A 22,675-nucleotide genomic window follows, 5' to 3' on the forward strand; every position below is an offset into this window, starting at 1 on the left:
CTGCTCACGCTCAGCTGGCCGCCGCGACACCGACCTTGGCCGGGCCGAAGGCGCCGGCCTGGCGCAGTGCGTCGATGCGCTCGGCCGACAGGCCGATCTCGCCCAGCACCTGCTCGGTGTGCTGCCCCAGCAGCGGCGCGGGATGGCGCACCTGCTGCGGCGTGCCGCTGAGTTTGACCGGGAAGCCCAGCGCGCGGGTCTTGCCTTCGACCGGATGGTCGATGGTCAGCACCATGTCGCGTGCCACCGCCTGCTCGCTGGCCAGCGCCTCGGCGTAGTCGTAGATCGGGCCCGCGGGCACGCCGGCGGCGAGCAGCGCCGCCACCCATTCGTCGGCCGTGCCACGTGCGAACTCGGCCTCGAGCTCGGCGATCAGCACCTCGCGGTTGCGGATGCGCAGCACGTTGTCGGTGAAGCGCGCATCCTGCACCAGGTCGTCGCGGCCGATCACGCCGCACAGCGCCTTCCAGAGCTTCTGGTTGGCGGCGCCGATGACGAAGGGCCGGTCCGACGCGCGCACCGCCTGGTAGGGCGCGCTCATGCGGTTGGCACTGCCGATGGGCACCGGCACCTCGCCCGTGCCCCAGTACTCGGCCGACTCCCAGACCGACAGGCTCAGCGCGGTCTCGAACAGCGAGGCGTCGATGAACTGGCCCTCGCCGGTGATGCCGCGGCCGATGATCGCGCTCAGGATGCCGTAGGCCGCGAACAGGCCCGCGCCCAGGTCGGCCAGCGGCACGCTCGACTTGACGGGGGGCTGGCCCGCATGGCCCATCACGCTCATCACGCCGGTCATGGCCTGCGCGATCAGGTCGAGGCCGGGGCGGCGCGACCAGGGGCCGGTCTGGCCGAAGCCCGAGATGCTGGCGTAGACCAGCCGCGGGTTGATCTCGCGCAGGGTGGCGTAGTCGATCTTGAGCCGCGCGACCACGCCGGGCCGGTTGTTCTCGACCAGCACGTCGGCCTCTTTCACCAGCGCGTAGAAGGCTTCGAGGCCGGCCGGGCTCTTGAGGTCGATCTCGACGCTGCGCTTGTTGCGGTTGAGCGCCAGGAAGCCGCCGCTGTCCTCGCCCTTGAGGCGGAAGCCCATCGACTTGCGGGTCTGGTCGCCGATGCCCGGCGTCTCGACCTTGATGACGTCCGCGCCCATGTCGCCGAGCAGCATGCAGCAGAATGGGCCGGCCATGATCTGGCTGACGTCCAGGACCTTGATGCGGGAAAGAGGAAGGGTCACGCGGAGCTCCGTGGGAATATCGGGGGGAACGGACGCACTCAGCGGCCCGTGAAGACCGGGCGGGTCTTGGCGAGGAAGGCCTGGAAGCCGATGCGGAAGTCCTCGGTGTCGAAGCAGGCGTAGGCCTCGTCGGCCTCGGCCGCCGTCAGCGGCTGCGGCTGCGCCAGGCGGCGCACGAACTGCTTGTGCCAGCGCGCCACCAGCGGCGCGCCGTTGGCGATGCGGCGCGCGGTGGCCTGGCCCTGCGCCAGCACCTCGGCGTCGTCGACCACGCGGTTGACCAGGCGTTTCTCGAAGGCCTCCTTGGCGTCGAACACCCGGCCCTCGAGCACGATCTCGAGCGCGGTCGCGCTGCCCACCAAGTCGACCAGGCCGCCCAGCTCGCCGTACGACATCACCAGGCCCAGCTTGTTGACCGGCACGCCGAAGCGGCTCGAGCTGCCGCAGATGCGCATGTCGCAGACCGAGGCGATCTCCAGCCCGCCGCCCACGCAGGCGCCCTCGATCACGGCCAGCGTCGGGTGCTTGCTGTGCGCGATGGCCTGCATCGCGGCGTGCGTGACCTTGGCGTAGTCGCCGGCCTGGGCCGCGCTGGAACGCAGGCGGGTGAACTCCTCGATGTCGGCGCCGGCCGAGAAGGCCTTGCCGCCGGCGCCGCGCAGCACGATGCAGCGCAGTTCGTCGTCGGCCGACAGCTCGGCGAAGGCATCGGTCAGGCCCTGCCACATGCCCAGGTCCATGGCATTCATCTTGTCGGGCTTGTTGAGGATGACGGTGGCGATGCGCTCGTCGCGCTCGATGAGGATGAGCGGGGTCATGTCGGGTCGTCTCTTTCGTGTGGTGCGCCGCGCCTTCTCGGCGGCACGGGATGAGGGGTGCGAACGGTCCGAAGTCTAGGAACGCAGGGCCGTGCGGACAAACGAAAAAAACTGGGCCGGTCTTCAAGAAAAACTCGCGCGGCCCCCGCCGCCGGGCTTGTGAATTTTTCTCGGTCGGGCTTCAAGTTATTCCACGTTGCCCCGCCGGCGCCCCCTTCCTAGACTCGCGGCCCACGACGGCAGAGCGCCCAGCCGAGGCGCCCGCCCAGGAGACAACCCGCACAACGCAGCCCGAACGGAGACCGCATGGCCCTCATTAACTACATCACCCAGATCCAGATCGACTTCGGCGCCGTCAAGCTGCTCGCGCAGGAATGCGAGCGCATCGGCATCCGCCGGCCGCTGGTGGTCACCGACGCCGGCGTGCGCGCCGCGGGCGTGCTCGACCGCGTGACCGCGCAGCTGGGCGGCCTGCCCTTCGTGGTGTTCGACGGCACGCCCTCGAACCCCACCGAGCGGGCGATGCGCGCCGCGGTGGCGATGTACGTGGAGAACCAGTGCGACGGCATCGTCGCGGTCGGCGGCGGTTCGCCGATCGACCTGGCCAAGGGCGTGGCGGTGTGCGCCACGCACGAAGGCCCGCTCAAGTCCTTCGCGGCCATCGAAGGCGGCGCGGCGCGCATCACCGCCGCCACCGCGCCGGTGATCGCCGTGCCCACCACGGCCGGCACCGGCAGCGAGGTCGGCCGCGGCGCGGTGCTGATCCTCGACGACGGCCGCAAGGTCGGCGTGCTCTCGCCCCACCTGGTGCCGCGCGTCGCGCTGTGCGACCCTGAACTCACGCTGGGTCTGCCGCCGCTGCTCACCGCCGCCACCGGCATGGACGCGATCGCGCACTGCATGGAGACCTTCATGGCGCCGGCCTTCAACCCGCCGGCCGACGGCATCGCACTCGACGGCCTGCGCCGCGGCTGGCGGCACATCGAGACCGCCACCTCGACGCCCGGCGACCGCGCGGCCCGGCTGCACATGATGAGCGCCTCGATGCAGGGCGCGCTGGCCTTCCAGAAGGGCCTGGGCTGCGTCCACAGCCTGAGCCATTCGATGGGCGGCCTGAGCCCGCGGCTGCACCACGGCACGCTCAACGCGATCCTGCTGCCGGCCGTGATCCGCTTCAACGCCGAAGCCCCGTCGATGCAGCAGGAGCAGCGGCTCGCGCGCATGGCGCAGGCCATGGGCCTCGGCGGCGCCGACGAGGTGGCGCCCGCGGTGAGCGCGATGAACCGCCGGCTGGGCCTGCCCACCGGCCTGGCCGCGCTCGACGTCTCGCCCGAGCTCTTCCCGCGCGTGATCGAGGGCGCGCTCAAGGACCACTGCCACAAGACCAACCCGCGCGAGGCCAGCCCCGCCGACTACCAGGCGATGTTGATGGACTCGCTCTGAGCCCTTCGACAGCGGCCTTCCCACAGAAAAAAACCGGAGACAAAGACATGCAAAGACGCCACTTCCTCGCCACCACCCTCGCCGCCTGCAGCGTGCCGCTGGTGCACGCGCAATCGCCGCTGCCACCCGGCCCGATCCGCATCGTGGTGGGCTTCCCGCCCGGCGGCGGCACCGACGTGATGGCGCGCGTGATGGCCCAGAAGCTGTCGGTGATGTGGGGCACGCCGGTCACGGTCGAGAACAAGACCGGCGCGGGCGGCGTGATCGCGGCCGAGTACGTGGCCAAGCAGCCCGGCGACGGCACCACGCTGCTGATGACCAACATCAGCAACCATGCGATCGCGCCCGCGCTCTACCCCTCGCTGCCCTATGTGGTGGAGCGCGACTTCACGCCCATCGTGCTGGTGGGCATCACGCCCAACCTGCTGATCTGCAACACCAGCCAGCCGGCGCGCACCCTCAAGGACGTGGTCGCGCTGTGCCGCAGCAAACCCGGCGCGATCACCTTCGGCTCCTCGGGCGCGGGCGCTTCGCAGCATCTGGCGACCGAGCTGTTCAAGCTGCGCGCCAATGTCGACGCGCTGCACGTGCCCTACCGCGGCTCGGCGCCGATGCTGACCGACCTGATCGGTGGCCAGATCAACTACAGCTTCGAGACCATGACCTCGGCCACGCCGCACGTGGCCAGCGGCAAGCTGCTGGCCATTGCGCAGACCCGGCCGCAGCGCTCGAAGGCCCAGCCCAACGTGCCGACCGTGGCCGAGCTGGGCTACCCGGGCTTCGACGCCAGCACCTGGTACGGCCTGGCCGGCCCGGCGCGCATGCCGCCGGCCATGGTGCAGCGCATGAACGAGGACTTCAACAAGGTGCTCTCGATGCCCGACGTGGCCGAGAAGCTGGCCAGCTACGGCGCCGAGGACGGCGGCGGCTCGGCCGCGAAGTTCGTCGACTTCATCGCGGTCGAAAAGGAGAAATGGGCCAAGGTGGTCAAGGACGCCAAGGTCACGGTCTGAGCCGCATCGCGGCAGCCATCCACCACAGGAGACAAGCATGCACATCCCCTTCAAGCCCCTCGCGGGTGGCCTGCTGGCCCTCGCCTTCGCACTCGGCGCCGGCACGGCCACCGCGCAGACGCCGGTCAAGCTGCGCTTCAGCCACACCGTGCCCGAGAGCGACTCGCAGCACAAGGCCGCGCTCGACTTCAGCAAGCGCGTCAAGGAACGCACCCAGGGCGGGGTGGAGATCCAGGTCTTCGCCAACAGCCAGCTGGGCAACGACGTGACGCTGGTGACCGGCGTGCGCAGCGGCACCATCGACATCGGCGCCACCGGCAACCCCTTCGTCACCGGCCTCGCGCCCAAGCTCAACGCGCTCGACCTGCCCTACCAGTTCAGCGATGCGCAGCAGGCCTACCGCACGCTCGACGGCCCGGTCGGCCGCGGCCTGCTCGACGAGCTGGGCGCGCACCAGATCAAGGGCCTGGCCTTCTGGGAGATCGGCTTCCGCAGCCTGGGCAACAACAAGCGGCCGATCAACACCGCCGCCGACATCAAGGGCCTGAAGATCCGCACCACGCCGAACCCCTCGCACCTCAAGGCCTTCCAGCTGCTGGGCGCGAACCCGCAGCCCATGCCCTTCGCCGAGGTCTTCGGCGCGCTCGAGTCGGGCGCGGTCGACGGCCAGGAGAACCCGCCCACGCTGATGCTGTCGTCGAAGATGTACGAGGTGCAGAAGTACCTCTCGCTCACCCGCCATGCCTACACGCCGCTGGTGGTGATCATGAACAAGGCGCGCTTCGAGTCGCTCAAGCCCGAGTTCCAGAAGGTGATCCTCGAGGAGGCCACCGCCGCGGCGAACTTCCAGCGCAAGCTCAACGCCGACGGCGAGAAGGACGCGATCGCCCAGCTGCGCGCCAAGGGCATGCAGATCAACGAGAACCCTGATACCGCCAGCATCCGCCAGATCGTGCGCGACGAGACGCGCAAGCTCTACGTCGAGAAGAACGGCGACGCGGTGCTCAAGGCCATGGACGCGCAGCCGTGAGCACGCCGCCGCTCCCCACCGCGATCGTCGACGCGCACCACCACCTCTGGCACCTGTCGGAGGGCCACTTCCCCTGGCTGCAGGACGGCTACGACGCCGATGCCTTCTTCCTCGGCGACTACAGCGTGCTGCAGCGCGACTTCGGCGTGGCCGACTACCGCGCCGTGACCGCGGGCCTGCCCATCGTCGCCACCGTGCACGTGGAAGCCGAGCGCTCGCGCGCCGAGTCGCTGGCCGAGACGCGCTGGCTGCACGCCGTCCATGCGCAGCACGGCTTTCCCGACGCGGTGATCGCCAACGTGGAATTCCTCGCACCCGACGCCGAGGCCCAGATGCGCCAGCAGGCCGAATGGCCGCTGGTGCGCGGCGTGCGCTGCAAGCCGCGCATCGCGCCCAGCCCGGTCGACAGCGTGCGCGGCCAGCCCGGCACGCTGCAGCACGAACCCTGGCTCGCGGGCCTGGGCCTGCTGCGCGACCACGACCTGCTGTGGGACGTGCGCGTGCCCTACTGGCACCTGGAGGAAGCGGCCGAGGCCATCGCGCGCTTTCCCGGCCTGCGCGTGGCGGTCGAGCATGCGGGCCTGCCCTGGGACCGCAGCGAGGACGGCCTCGCGCACTGGCGCCGCGGCATGACGGCACTCGCCGCCCTGCCCGAGGTGGTGGTGAAGCTGTCCGAATTCGGCCTGCCCGACGCGCCCTGGGACGCCGCGAGCAACGTGCGCGTGATCCGCGAAACGGTCGAGATCTTCGGCGTGCAGCGCTGCATGTTCGCGAGCAACCTGCCGGTGTCGGGCCTGCGCGCGCCCTTCTCCGAGGTGGTGCGCACGGTGGCCGAGGCGCTGGCGCCGCTGGACGCGGCGGCGCGCGACGCGATCTGGTGCGGCAACGCGCTGCGCGTCTACCGCATCGCGCCCGCCAGCCGCTGAAGCCGACGCATCCCATACCGACAACAACAGGAGACCGTCATGCTGTCCCGCCTTTTCGAGCGCACCGCGAACGTGCTGATGATCACGATGATGGCCGTCATGGTCGCGCTCGTGTTCGGCAACGTGGTGCTGCGCTACGCCTTCAACTCGGGCATCGTCTTCTCGGAGGAAGCCTCGCGCTTCGTCTTCATGTGGCTCACGCTGATCGGCGCACTGATGGTGATGAAGGACAACATGCACCTGGGCATGTCGACCATCGTCGCGCGGCTGGGCGAACGCGGCCAGCGCTTCTGCCGCTTCGTCGCCGACGTGGGCGCGCTGGGCTGCTGCCTGCTGCTGGTGCACGGCGCCTGGAAGCTGGTGGTCATCGGCATGGACGACCGCGCGCCGGTCACCGGCGTGCCCATCGGCGTGGTCTACGCCTGCCTGCTGGTGAGCAGCGCCGGCATGGCGCTGCTGCTGGTGCATTCGCTCTGGCGCCTGCTGAGCGGGCGCATGCCGCGCGCCGAACTGGTCAACGACACCGGCAGCGCCGGCGAATGACGCCCCCTCGATTCCGAAAGCACGCATGACCATCTTCGTCTTCGTCTCCTCGCTGCTCGGGGCCATGGCCTTCGGCATGCCCATCGCGTTCGCGCTGCTGTTCTGCGGCGTTGCGCTGATGGTCCACCTGGGCAGCTTCGACACCCAGATCCTCGCGCAGAACATGCTCGAGGGCGTCAACAACTACCCGCTGATGGCGGTGCCCTTCTTCATGCTGGCGGGCGAACTGATGAACGCCGGCGGCCTCTCGACGCGCATCGTGCGGGTGGCTGACGCGATGGTCGGCCATGTGCGCGGCGGCCTGGGCTACGTGGCGATCATCGCGGCCACGGTGGTGGCCAGCATCTCGGGCTCGGCCGTGGCCGACACCGCGGCGGTCGCGGCGCTGCTGATCCCGATGATGCGCAACGCCGGCTACAACGTGCCGCGCGCGGCCGGGCTGATCGCCGCGGGCGGCATCATCGCGCCGGTGATCCCGCCCTCGATCGCCATCGTGGTGTTCGGCGTGGTGGCGCAGGTCTCGATCACCAAGCTGTTCTTGGCCGGCCTGTTCCCCGGGATCATGATGGCGCTCACGCTCACCGCCACCTGGTGGCTCTGCGCCAAGAAGGAGAAGAGCGTGGCGGTGCGCGAATTCAGCGGCGCCGCGCTGGGCCGATCGCTGCTCGACGGCGTGTGGGCGCTGATCCTGCCGATCGTGATCATCGGCGGCATGAAGTTCGGCGTGTTCACGCCGACCGAGGCCGCGGTGGTGGCCGTGGTCTACGCCTTCGTGGTGGGCATGTTCGTCTACGGCGAGCTCAAGTTCTCGCGCGTGCCCGAACTGGTGCTGAGCGCGGCCAAGACCTCGAGCACGGTGCTGTTCCTCGTGGCCTGCGCGCTGGTGTCGGCCTGGCTGATCACCATCGCCAACATCCCGGCGCAGGTGACGGCGCTGCTCGAACCCTTCGTCGACAGCCCGATCCTGTTGATGTTCGTGATCATGGTGCTGGTGATCATCGTGGGCACCGCGCTCGACCTGATGCCCACCGTGCTGATCATGACGCCCATCCTGATGCCGGTGATCACCAAGGCCGGCATCGATCCGGTGTACTTCGGCGTGATGTTCATCATGAACAACGCCATCGGCCTGCTCACGCCGCCCGTGGGCACGGTGCTCAACGTGGTGGCCGGCACCGCGCGCGTGAGCCTCGACAGCGTGATCTCGGGCGTCTGGCCCTTCCTGCTCTCGCTGACCGCGTTGATGTTCCTGTTCGTGCTGTTCCCGCAGCTGATCCTGGTGCCGGCAAGCTGGCTGCGCTGATCTCCCTTTCCTTCCCCCCGCTTCCATGACCCTGATCACCAACATCGAAGACCTGCGCGTGCTCGCGAAGAAGCGCGTGCCGCGCATGTTCTACGAGTACGCCGACGCCGGCTCCTGGACCGAGAGCACCTACCGCGCCAACGAGGCCGACTTCCAGCGCATCCTGCTGCGCCAGCGGGTGGCGGTGGACATCGGCGCGCGCAGCACGCGCACGCAGATGCTCGGGCAGGACGTGGCGATGCCGGTGGCCATCGCGCCCACCGGCCTGACCGGCATGCAGCATGCCGACGGCGAGATCCTCGCGGCGCGCGCGGCCAAGGCCTTCGGCATCCCGTTCACGCTGTCGACCGTGAGCATCTGCTCGATCGAGGACGTGGCCGAGGCCACCGACGGCCATCCCTTCTGGTTCCAGCTCTACGTGATGCGCGACCGCGCCTTCGTCGAGCGGCTGATGGCGCGCGCCCATGCGGCCAACTGCACGGCGCTGGTGCTCACGCTCGACCTGCAGATCAGCGGCCAGCGCCACAAGGACCTGCGCAACGGCCTCTCGGCGCCGCCGCGGCTCACCTTGCCCAACCTGCTGAACATGGCGAGCAAGCCGCGCTGGTGCGCGGGCATGCTGGGCACCAAGCGCCGCAGCTTCGGCAACATCGTCGGCCATGTCGAGGGCGTGGAGACCATGAGCTCGCTGGCCGACTGGACCGCGCAGCAGTACGACCCCACGCTCAACTGGCAGGACGTGGCCTGGATCCGCAAGCAGTGGCCGGGCAAGCTGATCCTCAAGGGCATCCAGGACGTGGACGACGCGAAGCTCGCGGCCGACAGCGGCGCCGACGCGCTGATCGTGTCGAACCACGGCGGACGCCAGCTCGACGGTGCGCCCTCGTCGATACGCGCGCTGCCGCGCATCGCCGAGGCCGTGGGCCACCGCATCGAGGTGCACATGGACGGCGGCATCCGCTCGGGCCAGGATGTGCTCAAGGCGCTGGCCCTGGGCGCCAAGGGCACCTTCATCGGCCGCGCCATGCTCTACGGCCTGGGCGCGATGGGCGAGGCGGGCGTGACCCGCGCGCTGCAGCTGATCCACAAGGAGCTGGACCTGACGATGGCCTTCTGCGGGCGCACCGACGTGCGCACGGTGGACCGGAGCATCCTGCTCGACGAGCCCGCACCCTCACCCGGTTTTCCGATGTTCTGAGCGCAACGCACGCTCGCCTTTCCGCCAACCCTGGAGACACCATGCCGACCCTCGCTTCCTTCCGTTCCCCGCGCGCCCTGCTCGCGCTGTCGCTCGCCCTCGGCGGCCTGCTGGCCACCGGCGCCGCGCAGGCCGCGGACTATCCGGTGCGCCCGATCGAACTGGTGGTGCCCTACCAGGCCGGCGGCGGGGCTGACGTGATGGCGCGCGGCTTCGCCGCCGCGGCGGTGAAGCACCTGCCGCAGCCCATCGTGGTGGTCAACAAGCCCGGCGCGGCCGGCGTGATCGGCTGGAACGACGTGATCAACGCCAAGCCCGACGGCTACCGGCTGGCGCTGACCACCGTCGAGGTCACCTTCCTGAACCAGATCGGGCTGGCCAAGTTCGGCTGGAACGACCTGACACCCATCGCCCGCCTCAACGCCGATCCGGCCGTGGTGGTGGTGCGCGCCGACGCGCCCTGGACCACGCTGGAGCAGTTCGTCGCCGCGGCGAAGAAGCCCGACGCCAACGTGCGCGTGGGCAACGCCGGCCAGGGTTCGATGTGGCACCTGGCGGCGGCCGCGCTGGCCGACCGCACCGGCGCCAGCTTCAACTACATCCCCTACGCGGGCGGCGCGCCGGCCGTGCTCGCGCTGCTGGGCGGCCATGTGGACGCGGTGACGGTCAGCACGCCCGAGGTCGCGGTCCACATCGCCGCCGGCAAGCTGCGCGCGCTGGGCGTGATGGCCGACCGGCGCGTGAAGGGCTTCGAGACCGTGCCCACGCTCAAGGAGCGCGGCATCGACCTCGAGCTCGGCACCTGGCGCGGCCTGGCCGTGCCCAAGGGCACGCCGCCCGAAGTGAACGCGGTGCTCAAGGCCGCCACCGCCAAGACCATGAAGGAGCCCTCGCTGCGCGCCGACATGGAGCGGCTGAACTTCACCGTCGACACCGACCTGGACAGCGCGGCCTTCGAGGCCCGCATGGCCCAGGAGAGCGCCTACATCAAGGACATCCTGAGCCGGGTGGTGCTGCTGCAGAAATAGGCGCGCCCTACCCGGCGCCGCGGCCGGCTTCCTCGTCGTAGAGGCGCACGACGGAGGCCGAGTCGGCCGTCTGGTTGCCGCGGCCCACGTAGTCCGCGTAGCGGGCGGTGGCGGCCGCGACCAGCGGCAGGTCCAGCTGCAGCTGTGACGACAGCGCCTGCACCGCGCGCATGTCCTTGAGCAGCTGCCGCGCATAGCCGCGCGGCTGCGCGAAATCGCGCGCCTGCATCTGCGGGTAGACCTTCTGCAGCAGGCCGCTGTCGGCCAGCCCGCCCGCGAGGCAGCGCGGCAGGTCGGCGGCCGCGATGCCGGCGGCCTCGGCCAGCACCAGCGCCTCGGCCATCAGCACGTAGCCGGTGCCGACGATGGCCTGGTTGATGGTCTTGGCGGCCTGGCCCGCGCCCACCGGGCCCATGCGGGTGCAGTTGGCCGCAAGGTCCGCGAGCACGGGCCGGGCATGCGCGATGTCGGCCTCGCTGCCGCCGGTCATGAGCGTGAGCGTGCCGTCGCGTGCCTGCACCGGCCCGCCCGACACCGGCGCATCGACCCAGCCCATGCCGGTCTCGGCCGCCAGCCGGGCGGCCATGGCGCGCGTGGCGTCGGGCGTGATGGTGGAGTGGTCGAGCAGCAGCTTGCCCGCCGCCGGGCCGGCCGTCGCGATGCCGCTGTCGCCAAAGACGCAGGCCTGCACCGCCGGCCCGTCGAGCACGCACAGCACCACGATGTCGCTGGCCGCGGCCACGCCGGCCGGGTTCGGCGCCGCGACCGCGCCGGCCGCGACCAGCGGCGCCATGCGCCCGGGCTCGAGGTTCCAGACCGTGAGCGCCCAGCCCTGTTCGAGCAGGCGCTGCGCCATGGCCGAGCCCAGGAGGCCCAGGCCGATGAAGCCCAGGCGCGGTCGGGCGGAAGGTGAGTGCGAAGTCATGCGATGCCTTGTGGAGTCGGCCCGCAGTCTAGGCAACGCAAAGGCACGCGGCAAACCAGAAAAGTTCGCGCTGCGGGTGACAAAAACTCATGCGACTGCGAGCGTGGTGCCTCGGGTGTCACCAAGGTATTCAACACGACGCAGACCCGCATTGCCCGCACATGAAACAACATGTATCTTCCTCGGGCGGCGCGGCATCTCGCCGCGCCAGCGATAACAACACAAGGAAGAGCATGAGGATTCTGTTTTCATTGGCCTGCGTGGCTGCACTGGCAGGTTTGACAGGGTGTGGCGGTGGCGGTGGTGGCGCTGCGACACCTTCGGCGCCCACCACCCCGGCCGCCGACGCGCGCAACGGCAGCTACCGCGTCTATGCGAGCAACGGGCTGCAGTACCAGCTGAGCCTGGACTTCGACCAGAACCGCTACACCTTCACCGACCAGGACGGCAGCCACCCGGTCTCCAACACCTTCGGCACGGATGCGTCCGAAGCCGGCAGCTACTTCTTCAAGAGCGACCGGGCGCCGTCGACAGCCAACGTGTCGCGCTTCCGGGTCACGACCGACGCGGTGGTCGGCGCTTTCCCCTTTGTCGAGCCACTGGCGGCCACCCCCACCTACGTGGTCAAGCCCTTCATCGCGGCGCGCAAGCTGATCACGGCCGCGGCAGAACTCGACGGCACCTACAACCTGTTTGGCATCAGCCGTGAAGCGGCCGGCGACGGCTCGGCGATCACGCAGACGTCGCTGTCCGCAGGCGGCACGGTGTTCAAGCTCTGCAACAGCATGCAGATCTTCAGCATCGCCAATTGCCCGGCCAACGTGCTCCTGACTTACACCGTCGCGCCCACCGATGTGGCCGGCACCTGGCGCATGGTCAACGACGCGAACCCCAACGACACCAGCCGCTTCTCGGTCGCGCGCATCGGCAACCAGAACGTCTACCTCTCGGGCGGTGCCTCCATCGCGATCGCCGGGCGCTACCTGATGCGGATCGGCGTGCAGGACACCCCGGTGTGGAACGCCGCCACCGGTTACGGGGCGTCGACCGGTGGCTCGTGGGGCAAGGTCACCCTCAGCGCCACGGGCAACACGCGCAACGTGATAGCCGCCAACGGCAGCACGTCTACGTCCACGAACTTCTTCGGGGGCTTGGGGACCACGGGACCGCTCGGCATGCGCGACATTTCCAACGCCGCACCAGGCGCCGGCTACTTCGCCATCTACAACACGAAGCTCCTCGTGCTCGTCGGCGGTGCGGCGCCCTCCACCACCGCCGGCTACCTGCAGATCAACCTGCTCGACTAGGCGGCCATGGCCTCAAGCAGCGCCCCTCAGGCGCGCTGCTTGAGCGCCAGCACCGACAGCCCCGACGCGATGAAGGTCAGGCCCGCGCCCACGTTGAGGCCGATGCCGAAGCGCGGGTGGCGCCGCAGCCAGGCCGAGAGCGTGGAGGCGCAGCTGCCCAGCACGGAGAAGATCACGGCCGTGAGCAGCGCGAAGATTGCGCCGTAGACCAGCATCTGCACCGCCACCGGGCCGCGGCTCGCGCTCACGAACTGCGGCAGGAAGGCCAGCACGAACAGGCCCGGTTTGGGATTGAGCACGTTCGACAGCAGGCCGGTGAAGAACACCTTGCGCAACGACTGGTGCGCGCTGGGTTCGAAGGAGATCAGGTTGCGCGAGGCCAGCGCCTTCCAGCCCAGCCACAGCAAATACACCCCACCCACCGCCTTGACCACCCAGAAGGCCACGGGCGAAGCCTGGATCAGCAGCGACAGGCCCAGCGCCGCGGCCAGCGCATGCACCATGATCCCGAGGCCGGCACCGGTGGCCGACAGGCAGGCCGCGGTGCGGCCCTGGCTCAGGCCGCGGCTGATCGCGAGGATGTTGTCGGGGCCAGGCGCGATCACGACGATCAGGCAGGCGGCCACGTAGGTCAGCAGCAGGTCGAGGGGGAACATGGTTTTCTCCGGAAGGGGCGCGCGCTCAGACCCAGCCGGCCCGGCGGAAGCGGTAGTAGAGGTAGCCGCAGATGCTGACGATCAGGCCCAGCGCCATCGCATAGCCGTAGCGCCATTTCAGCTCGGGCATCTGCTCGAAGTTCATGCCCCAGATGCCGACGAAGGCGGTGCACACCGCGAAAATCGCGGCCCAGGCGGCGAGCCGCTTGGTGACCTCGCCATCGGCGATGGTGACCATCGACAGGTTGGCCTGGATGGCGATGCCGATGGTGTCGCGCATCGCGTCGATCGAGCCGTTGATGCGGTTGAGGTGGTCGAGCACGTCGCGGAAGTATTCCTGCGTGCCCACGCAGATCTGCGGCACCCGGCCGCCGTGCAGCTTGTTGGCGCCTTCGAGCAGCGGTGCGACCGCGTGCTTGAGCACCGTGAGACGCTGCTTGAGGCCGTAGAGGCCCTGGATGTTCTCGCGCGCCCCACCCTGCGTGAAGATGCGCTCCTCGATGCCCTCGAGCTCGACGTCGAAAGCGTCGATGGCCGGGAAGTAACGGTCGACCACCGCGTCCATCAGCGCATAAAGCACGAAGCCCGGGCCGTTCTTGAGCAGTTCGGGTTCGCGCTGGCAGCGCTCGCGCACCTCGACGAAACCGTGGCTGCTGCGGTTGCGCACCGACACCACGTAGTTGCGGCCCACGAACACGTCGAGCTCGCCGACCTCCATGGCGGTGCGCGGCGCGTCGGCGTCGGCGTCGAGCAGGTGCAGCACCACGAACAGCGAGTCGCCGTACTCCTCGACCTTGGGCCGCTGGTGGCCGTTCTGCGCGTCCTCGACGGCCAGCGGATGCAGGTCGAAGGCCTGCTGCAGTTCCAGCAGTTCTTCCTGCGAGGCGTCGTGCAGCGCCACCCAGACGAAACAGCGCGGCAGCGAGAGGTACTCGCCGATGCGGCTCACGGGGATGTCGGCGAGCTTGGAGCCGTCTTCGTAGACAACGCAATTGATGAGCATGCGAAAGACCGTGGAGCGATGGAGACGCGTGCATCTTGCCACGCGCCGGCCGGCGCCCGGCGCGGGCCTTTTTACGCCCGGGCCCTGCCTTTTTACGCGGGTTTTACGCGCCGCCTCCTACGCTCGCGCTTCCTCATTCCCAGCTCATTCTCTTCATGTATTTCCCCAGCTCGCACTCCACCCTGGCCCTGCTCGCACTCGCCGTGCTGCCGGCCTTCGCCAACGCCCAGACCACGGCCAACATCGCGCTCAGCAGCGACTACAAGTTTCGCGGCCAGGACCAGGACGTGCTGGGCCACGACGGCGGCGCCAAGACGCGCGCGCTCAAGCCCTCGCTGCAGGGCGGCTTCGACCATGCCTTCGGCGACAGCGGCTGGTATGTGGGCAACTGGAACGCCAGCGTCGGCTGGCTGGCCGGCAACAGCATCGAAAGCGACCTCTACGGTGGCTACAAGTTCAAGGCCGACGTGTTCGACATCGACCTCGGCGCACTGACCTACCTCTACCCCGGCAACCACGCGGGCAACACGACCGAGCTGTACGCCGGCGCCAGCTACACCGACGCGACGCTGGGCAGCGTGACGCTCAAGTACGCGCACACGGTGTCGAAGGATTACTTCAACTACGCGGGCAGCGCCGCGGGCTCGGGCCTGTCGGGCCGCAACACCGGCTACCTGAGCCTGGCCTACAGCAAGGAGATCGGCGCGGGCGTCACGCTCAAGGCCGCGCTGGGCCACACCCGCATGGCCAGCGACATCCGGCGCCTGGGCTACCGCAGCTTCGTCGATTACAGCCTGGGCGCCAGCCTGGACCTGGGTGGCGGCGTGTCGTTGGGTGGCGCGCTGCAGGGCGCGAGCCACGAGCGCGCCTATGCGCTGACCAGCGGCCCCGACGCCGGCTGGTCGCCCAACCGGCCGCGGCTGGTGCTGACGCTGGCCAAGAGCCTGTGATGCGCCGATAGGGGCACGTCGAGTAGGTGTCCGACGGGCCGGGGCCATGCTGCCGATAATCGACGCATGGTCCGCCCCACACAACTCACATATCCCCCACGCGAAGCCGCCCCCGTGCGCGACGCCGCCACCCTGCTGCTGCTGCGCGACACGCCGGCCGGCATCGAGGTGCTGATGACGCGCCGCTCCGACAAGGCCAGCTTCGGCGCCGGTGCCTACGTCTTCCCCGGCGGCCGCATCGACGCGGGCGACGCCCAGGCCCACGGCGTGGCCGAACGCCGCGTCACGCAGAGCGACCTGCAGCTCACCCAATCGATCGCCGCGCTGCGCGAGTGCTTCGAGGAACTGGGCGTGCTGCTGGCACGCCATGCCGACGGCCGCCCGGTCGAGGCCGCCGAGGTCGCGGCCATGGACCGCAGCACCGCCGACGGCACCCAGCCCTTCGCCGCCCAATGCGCCGCGCAGGGCCTGCGGCTGGCGACCGACCAGGTCTTCACCTTCGCCCACTGGATCACCGACCGCGACCTGCCCAAGCGTTTCGACGTGCCCTTCCTGGTGGCGCGCGTGCCCGAGGGGCAGACGCCCACGGCCGACGAGACCGAGCAGTTCGAGCCCGTGTGGGTGCGGCCGGCCGATGCACTGGAGCGCCACAAGGCCGGCGGCTTCCTGTTGATGTTCCCGACCGTGCGCACGCTGGAACGCTTCACCGCCTACGCCACGGTCGACGCCGTGCTGGCCGCCTGCGCACAGGAACAACCGCTGTTCACCAGCTGCCCGCGCGCAGGCCTGCTCAAGGGCCAGGAAGCCCGCTTCATGGAAAGCGACACGCCGTATGGCGAACTCGCGCTGGTCTGCCCCGACGGCCAGATCGTGCATGCGCTCGACTGGCAGAGCGAGGCGCCGGTGCGGCTGCTGCACAACCTGCAGCGCCTGACCGCGCCCAACCCCAGCGCCATGACCGGCCCCGGCACCAACAGCTACATCGTGGGCGACGCCGCCACCGGCTACATCGTGGTCGACCCGGGCCCGCGCGACGCGGCGCACATCGCGCGGCTGCACGCGGCCACGGGCGGCGACATCCGCATGATCGTCTGCACCCATTCGCACGCCGACCATTCACCCGCCGCCGCGCCGCTGCAGGCGCTGTGCACATCGACCAAGCCGCCGATCCTCGGCCTGCCTTCGGCGCCCACCGCGCGCGCCAATGCGCAGTTCACGCCCGACCGCGCCCTGGCCGACGGCGAGCGCCTGGTGCTGGAAGGCGCATCGCGCGAGACCACCCACACGCTGCGCGTGATCCACACGCCCGGCCACGCGGCCAACCACCTGTGCCTGGTGCTGGAGGAAGACGGCCTGCTGTTCTCCGGCGACCACATCCTCAACGGCAGCACCACGGTGGTCGACCCACCGGACGGCCACATGGGCGCGTACCTCGATTCGCTCGACACCCTGGACGAGGCCTGCGCCACCGGTGGCGTCGACTTCATCCTGCCCGCGCACGGCTACGTGCTGGGCTCGGCGCGCGACGCCATCGCCTATTTGAAGATGCACCGCCTGCGGCGCGAGGCCCGCATCCTCGCCGCCATGCGCGCGCAGCCCCAGGGCACGCCCGAGGAATGGCTGCCGGTCGCGTATGGCGACGTGCCGCAGCGCATGTGGCCGGTGGCCGCGCGATCGCTGGCCGCACATGTGGAACGCATCCGCGAGAAGGGCCTGGCATGAACCGCGCACCCGCACGCCACGACCCCAGGAACGACGAGAGCGACGAAGGCATCCGCCTGGCCAAGCGCGTCGCCGCGCAGGCCGGCTGCTCGCGCCGCGAGGCCGAGTTGCTGATCGAGAACGGCGCCGTGCGCGTCGACGGCCAGCGCATCGAGGTGCCGCAGGCCCGCGTCAAGCCCGAGCAGACCGTCGAGATCAGCCAGGGCGCGAAACCCGAGCCGGTGCAGGTCGTGACCCTGCTCCTCAACAAGCTGCCCGGCATGGCCTTCGACGCGCCGATCGCGCGCCTGCTGGTGCCCGATCAGCGCTGCGAGCACGACGTGTCGCAGCGCCCGACGCTGCAGCGCCATTTCACGAACCAGCGCTGCTTCACGCCGCTGGAAACCGGCGCCGGCGGCCTGATCGTCTTCACGCAGGACCCGCGCATCGAACGCAAGCTGGTCGAGGACGCCGCGCTGATGGAATACGAGGTGATGGTCGACGTACAGGGCGAGGTCGGCCCGCAGGCGCTGCACCGCCTCAACCAGTCGCCGGTGATCGACGGCCGCGCCATGCTGCCGGCCAAGGTCAGCATCAACCGCCAGAACGAGGGCGTGACCGGCCTGCGCTTCGCGATGAAGGGCGCCTGGCCCGGGCAGATCGCGCAGATGTGCGACAGCGTGGACCTGCGCATCGTGGCGATGAAGCGGCAGCGCGTGGGGCGCGTGTCGCTGGCGGGCATGGCGCCGGGCAACTGGCGCTATCTGCTGCCGCACGAGAAGTTTTGAGGGCGGGGCCGCCGCGCCCTGTCGGCCGTAAAGCTGCGTAAAGCGTTCTTCTACCTACGGCTGCTTTCACAGAGCCCTTCTAAGCTCAGGTCGTCGTCTCTTCTCTTGATTGGAGTTCCCCATGAAAAAAATCGCATTGTTCGCTGCGGCGATTCTCGTTTCCTCCCTGTCCTTCGCCCAGCCCGGCCCGGCCCACCACGGCAACGGCCCGCACATGAAGCGCGCCCCGTCACATCAGGCGCATCGGCCGCATGCGAAGAAGAAGATTTGGGTCAAGGCGCATCGGGAGCATGGGCGGGTGGTGAAGGGGCATTACGTTTGGCGGTAGTCGGCTTGGGCAGCTACGGCACGAAAGCTTGTAGATGCTAGATGTCTGCTTCAGACTGGTTGCAGGAATTCAACAGCGACTGCTTTGCGGCACCGAAGTGCTGGACAACTAGTCCCACGGCTGCGCACCACCGCCCATCCGCAACACGTGAGAGTGATGGTTGATGTCGCCACCTCGGCATGAACCAGTAATTCCTGCATGGTGCGATTGTCTGCTTGCCTGCAGCCATTGCCCGCGGACGGTGCCCGCACTACGTGCTTCCCCGCAGAATCTGTGCCTGCGGGATGACCGAGAATCTCGCGCCAGAGACACGTCCAAATCCATGCCACCAAAACCAGGCACGACCCGCAAGCCGAGGAAGACCCAGCACGTCACCGCGGGCGGCGTCATCCAGCCATCGTCGCAAGTTCTCCTGCTGAACCCTGATCAGTGGGAAGAGTTCATTCTGGCCGCCGCGCGCCAGCGAGTTCTTTCAGGCGGCGCCCGCTACTCCGCTATCAAGCGGCTGGGCGGGGCGGGCGACGGTGGCCGCGACATCGAGGCGCGATATGGCCCAGCGTTGGTGCGGGATGGCTGGGACCTGTATCAGGCCAAGCACTACAGGCAGGGGCTGACGCAGAGCGACGCATTTCCGGAGATGGCAAAGTTCTTCAAGCAGTTGGCCTTGAAGACCTACCCCCGCCCGAATTTCTACTATTTCTGCTGCCCGCATGCGGTCGGCAACGAACTCCATAACACGATGGCTGCGGGGGGCGCTGCCTTCAAGGTGAAGTTTGTCGATGCATGGAAGAACGAAAAAACCGGCATGAAAGGCAGAGCCGCCGAGCTGACCCTCGACGTCCAGGCTGCCATCGACGATTTCGATTTCGATCGCTTCATCGAGTGCCCGGTCCATGACCTGCTGGCCTGGCATGCGCTCGACAAAGCCGCCCACTACCACCTGTTCGGTATCGTGCCTGAGCGCGGCGACGACGATCCCATGCCTGCCCAGCCCGCGGCGCACGAGGGCGTCTATGTCGACGAGCTCTTGCGCGTCTACACCGAGCACAAAGCGTCGCCTGTCGCCCTGGCCGACCTGCCGGGCAGCGAGTACGAAGACCACTTCGATTCGCATCGACAGATCTTCTACTGCGCGGAAGGCCTGCAACGGTTCAGCCGGGATATCTACCCCAACGAACCGGAGTTCGATCGGCTGCTGGACATGGTCCATGCGGGCATCCGCCCCACGGTCGCGCAATTTCGCCTCAAGACGGGCATGGAACGGGTCGACGCAGCGGTAGAACGAGCGTCGACCCTGAAGGTCCAGGAGAGCCGTCTATCGCCCCAGCTTCGCGGAGGTGACCTACCCGGCACCTGCCATCACTTGGTCATTAGAGATGGGCTGAAGTGGGTCAAATGAAAAACTCCAAGCCCCTCGCCGCTTTCAACTCGCCGTTCGAATTGGGCGTTCGGATGGTGTACCTGCTCAATTCTTTGCAGCCGGCTGGCGCCGACCTCCAAAAGCTGGTTCTGCTCGACTACGCCATCGTGTACTCCGACGATCTCGGTGGACCACCCAGCCTTCACACGCCGGTCCCCTATCGCGGTGGCGAGTACATGAGTCGCCGCGACCTCATCGCCCAAAGCCTGTACTTGATGAGCACTCGTGGGCTCGTCGCCGTTTCCATGGATGAGGCCGGCATCACCTACTTCGCTGGTGACACCGCCAGAAGCATGGTCGGCGCGCTGACGTCACCTTACTTGCGTGAGCTAGACGGCCGATGCCGCTGGGCAACCGCCACCTTCGCCAGCCTCAGCTCAAGAGACATGACCGAGAGATTCGCTCAGCAAGGCCACCTGTGGGGTGCCGAATTTGAAGGTGCCACTGCGAGAGGTCACCAATGGCAATAACGCTCAGGCACTTGTCGGTGCACGGTCCGGGCCTATTGCCCGCCAAGGTCGTGTTCGACGGTCGCCGCACCCTCATCCGCGGCCCCAGTGACACTGGCAAGTCGCACATCTGGAAGTGCATCTGGTTCCTACTGGGTGGTACCGCCACGCTCGATCCCCCGCCGGAGGCGCAGGGATACGACTCGTTAGAGCTCGCCTTCCTGCATGGTGAGCATGAGTACCTCGTTCGCAAGGCGATGTCTGGCGGGGCAGCGCGCGTTCTGGTCCGGCTGGACGATCTTTGGGTGGCGGACGGTGCGCCGAATCCGCTCGAAGAGGTCGAGCAGGATCTTGGTGAGTTGCTCGTCAGGCTGTCAGGCGCCGCAGGCAAGCAGGTGCTTCGCAACCGAAGTGAAAAAGGCTCTGTCACTGGTGACGACCTGCGACACTGGGCGCTGCTCTCCCAGCCCGGCATGATTTCCGAGGACGCGACGAAGGGCAAAGGTCATGGCTCAGACAAGCACGTCTCTTCGTACTCGCTGTTCCTGAGCGGCCTTGATGACTCCGCGGTCGAGCTTTACAAGACCACTTCCCAGAAAGACCAGGCCAAGGGACGATTGGCGGCGGCCGAGGCGGAACTGGCGCGGCTAAGGGGCGTGATTCCAGCGGACACAGATCGGGCATCCGCAGCTGCCGCCCTAGCGCAAGTCGATGAGCGGCTGGATATGTTCGCCACGCAGCTCCAGGCGCGCTCTTCGGTCCTAAGGGAACTGCGGCAGCAGATCTTCGCGGAGGGAGACGCTCTCACTACCGCAACGACAAGACTTGCCAATGCCACATCGATGCGGGAGCGTTTTACGCTACTGGATCTGAAGTATGCAAGCGACCTTGCCCGCCTCGGAGCCACGGACGAAGGCATCGCGTTCTTCCAGGCTTTGGCCGAGACGCCGTGCCCGCTCTGCGGCACGCCAGTTGAGCAGCACGTCGACCCCGGCAATTTGAAGCCTAAGGCGCCGACAAAGTACCGAGATGCGATCGCGGCCGAGGCGGAAAAGATCCGCGTACTCCGTCGCGGACTGCAGCCATCGCTAGCCCAAGAGCAGACGCGCCTGGCTACCGCCGAGACTGATGTGCAGCGGCTTACGGCGTCACTGAAGGCATTGGAGGAGCAGGAGACGGCGGTGCTGCGTAGCGCCTCGCTGGAGTTCGACTCAGACCCGCGCGATCTCGCCGAGTCCCACACACGGTTCTCATCGCTGATCGACGCCTTTGATGAAACCGTTCGGCTAACTGGCGAGATCGCACGCCTCAAAGAGGCAACGAAACAGAAGCAGACGGCCCTAGTACGCAACGTTGGACAGCACGGAGACGAGGTCGGAGTGATCGCACGCCAAATGCTCAACGACTGGGGATTCACGTCCATTCAGTCTGTGCACGTCGATCCGAAGGCTTGTGACCTGCTCATCGATGGCCGCCGACGCCTAAGCTATGGCGCAGGCAAACGTGGACTGTTCCTCTCCGCCATGACGATCGCCTTGATGCAGCATGCCCTGAAAAATGGCCACCCTCATCTCGGCGTCGTCGTGCTGGATTCGCCGCTGAAAGCCTACGCCCAGAAAGAGACGCCGGACAACGACCGAGAGATCCCCACGGCCACGGTGAACACGAGCTTCTACGCCTGGCTTTCCCGCTTCCAAGGCCCCGGCCAAATCGTCGTTCTGGAAAACGAAGCGGTGGATCCAGTCGCGGCACGCGCCTTGAATGCTATCGAGTTCACCGACGACTACACCAGAGGACGGCAAGGGTTCTATCCGCCCAGGCCGATCATTGCGCCGCCGCCAGGGCCGAGCGCCGGGGCCGAATCCGACGATCTTCCGTAATGCGCCACTCGTGTTCCCGTTCTACGCCGCCAGCTGACGGGGTCGCGCCATTCCACGACGTAAGCCTGTCGAGGCTACAGGATTCTTAGGCGATGATGAGGTCCCGGCGCTTCTGACCCAAAGGAGTTCTTGGAAGGGCTTGAATGGCTGCTTCTGCGGACTCTGTTCGACGAATCGACGGACCGCACCCGCTGCAAAGCAGAAGTTCCGCTACGGTACCCTAAAGGCCCGTTGTTGATCTCAAGCATCCTTCCTAGGTGCCGCTGATCTTGACCCCGACAGCGCGCACCGGTCACAAGCTCTCAGCCGGGTCTTTGTCTAGGAAGCACTGCTGCGTTACACCAGCAATCCACTGCCCCCACCTCGGCAGCATCTCCACCTGCTGACGCAAATAGTCCGTCGGCATGGCCTGGGAATCCCAAACGGAAACCCGCCCTGCGTGCTCGCCAATTGCCAGAACTGCCGTACTGCGATGAAGTGTCGCAACTGCCCCTGCCGCTTTGTCGCTCCATGCGCCTTCGGGCGTGCGCGGATGGAGACTCCATGGATAGACCGCGAGTTCGTAAGCCAGGTGGCCTCAGCCCTACTCGTCGAAATTAAAAACCACCGCTACGCGCTCGCCCTTTGCACTACGAACGAGGGAATTACTGCGGCCCTGCGCATCGTCGCCACAGCCTTCAGCAGCACAACGCACCCTGCAGCCCCCACGCGACACCCACCCGCCCCCCAAAC

The 22,675-nt window shown here is 68.1% G+C and carries 21 protein-coding genes; 16 read left to right on the forward strand and 5 right to left on the reverse strand.

What is annotated here, in order from left to right; genetic code table 11:
* Positions 1–10: 10 nt before the first annotated feature.
* Both A9977_RS10070 and A9977_RS10075 read right to left on the reverse strand, forming a co-directional pair.
* On the reverse strand, positions 11–1,234 hold the full coding sequence (locus A9977_RS10070; RefSeq protein WP_183024688.1) for a CaiB/BaiF CoA-transferase family protein: 1,224 nt from the start codon (positions 1,232–1,234) through the stop codon (positions 11–13).
* A 38-nt stretch (positions 1,235–1,272) separates the two neighbouring features.
* Positions 1,273–2,052, reverse strand: coding sequence for an enoyl-CoA hydratase-related protein (locus A9977_RS10075; RefSeq protein WP_183024689.1), 780 nt, complete (start codon positions 2,050–2,052; stop codon positions 1,273–1,275).
* A 306-nt stretch (positions 2,053–2,358) separates the two neighbouring features.
* Here A9977_RS10075 and A9977_RS10080 point away from each other — a divergent pair, with 306 nt between their 5' ends.
* From A9977_RS10080 to A9977_RS10115, 8 genes are read left to right on the forward strand one after another with little or no spacing between them, the layout of a single operon-like run.
* On the forward strand, positions 2,359–3,495 hold the full coding sequence (locus A9977_RS10080; RefSeq protein ID WP_183024690.1) for an iron-containing alcohol dehydrogenase: 1,137 nt from the start codon (positions 2,359–2,361) through the stop codon (positions 3,493–3,495).
* A gap of 47 nt (positions 3,496–3,542) precedes the next feature.
* On the forward strand, positions 3,543–4,508 hold the full coding sequence (locus A9977_RS10085) for a tripartite tricarboxylate transporter substrate binding protein (protein WP_183024691.1): 966 nt from the start codon (positions 3,543–3,545) through the stop codon (positions 4,506–4,508).
* A 37-nt stretch (positions 4,509–4,545) separates the two neighbouring features.
* The gene (locus A9977_RS10090) at positions 4,546–5,538 is read left to right on the forward strand and encodes a TRAP transporter substrate-binding protein (RefSeq protein WP_183024692.1); all 993 of its coding nucleotides are present in this window, start codon (positions 4,546–4,548) and stop codon (positions 5,536–5,538) included.
* On the forward strand, positions 5,535–6,464 hold the full coding sequence (locus A9977_RS10095) for an amidohydrolase (RefSeq protein ID WP_183024693.1): 930 nt from the start codon (positions 5,535–5,537) through the stop codon (positions 6,462–6,464). The genes A9977_RS10090 and A9977_RS10095 overlap by 4 nt, the downstream gene beginning before the upstream one ends.
* A 39-nt stretch (positions 6,465–6,503) precedes the next feature.
* Positions 6,504–7,007 carry a TRAP transporter small permease gene (locus A9977_RS10100; protein ID WP_183024694.1) on the forward strand — a complete coding sequence of 168 codons (504 nt, stop codon included), beginning with the start codon at positions 6,504–6,506 and terminating at the stop codon, positions 7,005–7,007.
* Positions 7,008–7,032: 25 nt separating this feature from the next.
* Positions 7,033–8,310 (forward strand): TRAP transporter large permease subunit, encoded by a 1,278-nt coding sequence (locus A9977_RS10105; RefSeq protein WP_183024695.1) that lies wholly within the window; start codon positions 7,033–7,035, stop codon positions 8,308–8,310.
* A gap of 25 nt (positions 8,311–8,335) precedes the next feature.
* Positions 8,336–9,508, forward strand: coding sequence for an alpha-hydroxy acid oxidase (locus A9977_RS10110; protein WP_183024696.1), 1,173 nt, complete (start codon positions 8,336–8,338; stop codon positions 9,506–9,508).
* A gap of 41 nt (positions 9,509–9,549) precedes the next feature.
* Positions 9,550–10,536 carry a tripartite tricarboxylate transporter substrate binding protein gene (locus A9977_RS10115; RefSeq protein WP_183024697.1) on the forward strand — a complete coding sequence of 329 codons (987 nt, stop codon included), beginning with the start codon at positions 9,550–9,552 and terminating at the stop codon, positions 10,534–10,536.
* A 7-nt stretch (positions 10,537–10,543) separates the two neighbouring features.
* On the opposite strand, the gene A9977_RS10120 is transcribed toward A9977_RS10115, so the two are convergent.
* Positions 10,544–11,461: an NAD(P)-dependent oxidoreductase gene (locus tag A9977_RS10120; RefSeq protein WP_183024698.1), complete on the reverse strand. Its 918-nt coding sequence runs from the start codon at positions 11,459–11,461 to the stop codon at positions 10,544–10,546.
* A gap of 233 nt (positions 11,462–11,694) precedes the next feature.
* On the opposite strand from A9977_RS10120, the gene A9977_RS10125 reads away from it, so the two are divergent.
* The gene (locus A9977_RS10125) at positions 11,695–12,768 is read left to right on the forward strand and encodes a hypothetical protein (RefSeq protein ID WP_183024699.1); all 1,074 of its coding nucleotides are present in this window, start codon (positions 11,695–11,697) and stop codon (positions 12,766–12,768) included.
* Between the two features lie 26 nt (positions 12,769–12,794).
* Here the strand turns inward: A9977_RS10125 and A9977_RS10130 are convergent, their stop codons facing one another.
* Positions 12,795–13,424, reverse strand: a complete 630-nt coding sequence (locus A9977_RS10130; RefSeq protein ID WP_183024700.1) for a LysE family translocator — start codon at positions 13,422–13,424, stop codon at positions 12,795–12,797.
* 25 nt (positions 13,425–13,449) lie between these two features.
* Positions 13,450–14,427: a magnesium and cobalt transport protein CorA gene (locus A9977_RS10135; protein ID WP_183024701.1), complete on the reverse strand. Its 978-nt coding sequence runs from the start codon at positions 14,425–14,427 to the stop codon at positions 13,450–13,452.
* A gap of 155 nt (positions 14,428–14,582) precedes the next feature.
* Between A9977_RS10135 and A9977_RS10140 the strand changes: the two genes are divergently transcribed.
* The 7 genes from A9977_RS10140 (at position 14,583) to A9977_RS10170 (ending at position 21,943) form a co-directional block, all read left to right on the forward strand.
* On the forward strand, positions 14,583–15,377 hold the full coding sequence (locus tag A9977_RS10140; protein ID WP_183024702.1) for a TorF family putative porin: 795 nt from the start codon (positions 14,583–14,585) through the stop codon (positions 15,375–15,377).
* 66 nt (positions 15,378–15,443) lie between these two features.
* Positions 15,444–17,099 carry an MBL fold metallo-hydrolase gene (locus A9977_RS10145; RefSeq protein WP_183024703.1) on the forward strand — a complete coding sequence of 552 codons (1,656 nt, stop codon included), beginning with the start codon at positions 15,444–15,446 and terminating at the stop codon, positions 17,097–17,099.
* The gene (locus tag A9977_RS10150) at positions 17,096–17,866 is read left to right on the forward strand and encodes an RNA pseudouridine synthase (protein ID WP_183024704.1); all 771 of its coding nucleotides are present in this window, start codon (positions 17,096–17,098) and stop codon (positions 17,864–17,866) included. Before A9977_RS10145 ends, A9977_RS10150 begins: the two co-directional genes overlap by 4 nt.
* 121 nt (positions 17,867–17,987) lie before the next feature.
* Positions 17,988–18,194, forward strand: a complete 207-nt coding sequence (locus A9977_RS10155) for a hypothetical protein (protein WP_183024705.1) — start codon at positions 17,988–17,990, stop codon at positions 18,192–18,194.
* A gap of 322 nt (positions 18,195–18,516) precedes the next feature.
* The gene (locus tag A9977_RS10160; RefSeq protein WP_183024706.1) at positions 18,517–19,593 is read left to right on the forward strand and encodes an ABC-three component system protein; all 1,077 of its coding nucleotides are present in this window, start codon (positions 18,517–18,519) and stop codon (positions 19,591–19,593) included.
* Positions 19,590–20,084 (forward strand): ABC-three component system middle component 2, encoded by a 495-nt coding sequence (locus tag A9977_RS10165; RefSeq protein WP_183024707.1) that lies wholly within the window; start codon positions 19,590–19,592, stop codon positions 20,082–20,084. The genes A9977_RS10160 and A9977_RS10165 overlap by 4 nt, the downstream gene beginning before the upstream one ends.
* On the forward strand, positions 20,075–21,943 hold the full coding sequence (locus tag A9977_RS10170) for a hypothetical protein (RefSeq protein ID WP_183024708.1): 1,869 nt from the start codon (positions 20,075–20,077) through the stop codon (positions 21,941–21,943). The genes A9977_RS10165 and A9977_RS10170 overlap by 10 nt, the downstream gene beginning before the upstream one ends.
* Positions 21,944–22,675: the final 732 nt, after the last annotated feature.

The organism is Variovorax sp. UMC13, from assembly GCF_014170375.1.
Lineage (GTDB): Bacteria > Pseudomonadota > Gammaproteobacteria > Burkholderiales > Burkholderiaceae_C > Variovorax.

What these genes read in the sequence shown, in the direction of transcription:
- A9977_RS10075 (WP_183024689.1), bottom strand. Translation starts at nt 2,052, where the DNA reads ATGACCCCGCTCATCCTCATCGAGCGCGACGAGCGCATCGCCACCGTC.
- A9977_RS10080 (WP_183024690.1), top strand. Translation starts at nt 2,359, where the DNA reads ATGGCCCTCATTAACTACATCACCCAGATCCAGATCGACTTCGGCGCC.
- A9977_RS10085 (WP_183024691.1), top strand. Translation starts at nt 3,543, where the DNA reads ATGCAAAGACGCCACTTCCTCGCCACCACCCTCGCCGCCTGCAGCGTG.
- A9977_RS10090 (WP_183024692.1), top strand. Translation starts at nt 4,546, where the DNA reads ATGCACATCCCCTTCAAGCCCCTCGCGGGTGGCCTGCTGGCCCTCGCC.
- A9977_RS10100 (WP_183024694.1), top strand. Translation starts at nt 6,504, where the DNA reads ATGCTGTCCCGCCTTTTCGAGCGCACCGCGAACGTGCTGATGATCACG.
- A9977_RS10105 (WP_183024695.1), top strand. Translation starts at nt 7,033, where the DNA reads ATGACCATCTTCGTCTTCGTCTCCTCGCTGCTCGGGGCCATGGCCTTC.
- A9977_RS10110 (WP_183024696.1), top strand. Translation starts at nt 8,336, where the DNA reads ATGACCCTGATCACCAACATCGAAGACCTGCGCGTGCTCGCGAAGAAG.
- A9977_RS10115 (WP_183024697.1), top strand. Translation starts at nt 9,550, where the DNA reads ATGCCGACCCTCGCTTCCTTCCGTTCCCCGCGCGCCCTGCTCGCGCTG.
- A9977_RS10120 (WP_183024698.1), bottom strand. Translation starts at nt 11,461, where the DNA reads ATGACTTCGCACTCACCTTCCGCCCGACCGCGCCTGGGCTTCATCGGC.
- A9977_RS10125 (WP_183024699.1), top strand. Translation starts at nt 11,695, where the DNA reads ATGAGGATTCTGTTTTCATTGGCCTGCGTGGCTGCACTGGCAGGTTTG.
- A9977_RS10130 (WP_183024700.1), bottom strand. Translation starts at nt 13,424, where the DNA reads ATGTTCCCCCTCGACCTGCTGCTGACCTACGTGGCCGCCTGCCTGATC.
- A9977_RS10135 (WP_183024701.1), bottom strand. Translation starts at nt 14,427, where the DNA reads ATGCTCATCAATTGCGTTGTCTACGAAGACGGCTCCAAGCTCGCCGAC.
- A9977_RS10140 (WP_183024702.1), top strand. Translation starts at nt 14,583, where the DNA reads ATGTATTTCCCCAGCTCGCACTCCACCCTGGCCCTGCTCGCACTCGCC.
- A9977_RS10145 (WP_183024703.1), top strand. Translation starts at nt 15,444, where the DNA reads ATGGTCCGCCCCACACAACTCACATATCCCCCACGCGAAGCCGCCCCC.
- A9977_RS10150 (WP_183024704.1), top strand. Translation starts at nt 17,096, where the DNA reads ATGAACCGCGCACCCGCACGCCACGACCCCAGGAACGACGAGAGCGAC.
- A9977_RS10155 (WP_183024705.1), top strand. Translation starts at nt 17,988, where the DNA reads ATGAAAAAAATCGCATTGTTCGCTGCGGCGATTCTCGTTTCCTCCCTG.
- A9977_RS10160 (WP_183024706.1), top strand. Translation starts at nt 18,517, where the DNA reads ATGCCACCAAAACCAGGCACGACCCGCAAGCCGAGGAAGACCCAGCAC.
- A9977_RS10165 (WP_183024707.1), top strand. Translation starts at nt 19,590, where the DNA reads ATGAAAAACTCCAAGCCCCTCGCCGCTTTCAACTCGCCGTTCGAATTG.
- A9977_RS10170 (WP_183024708.1), top strand. Translation starts at nt 20,075, where the DNA reads ATGGCAATAACGCTCAGGCACTTGTCGGTGCACGGTCCGGGCCTATTG.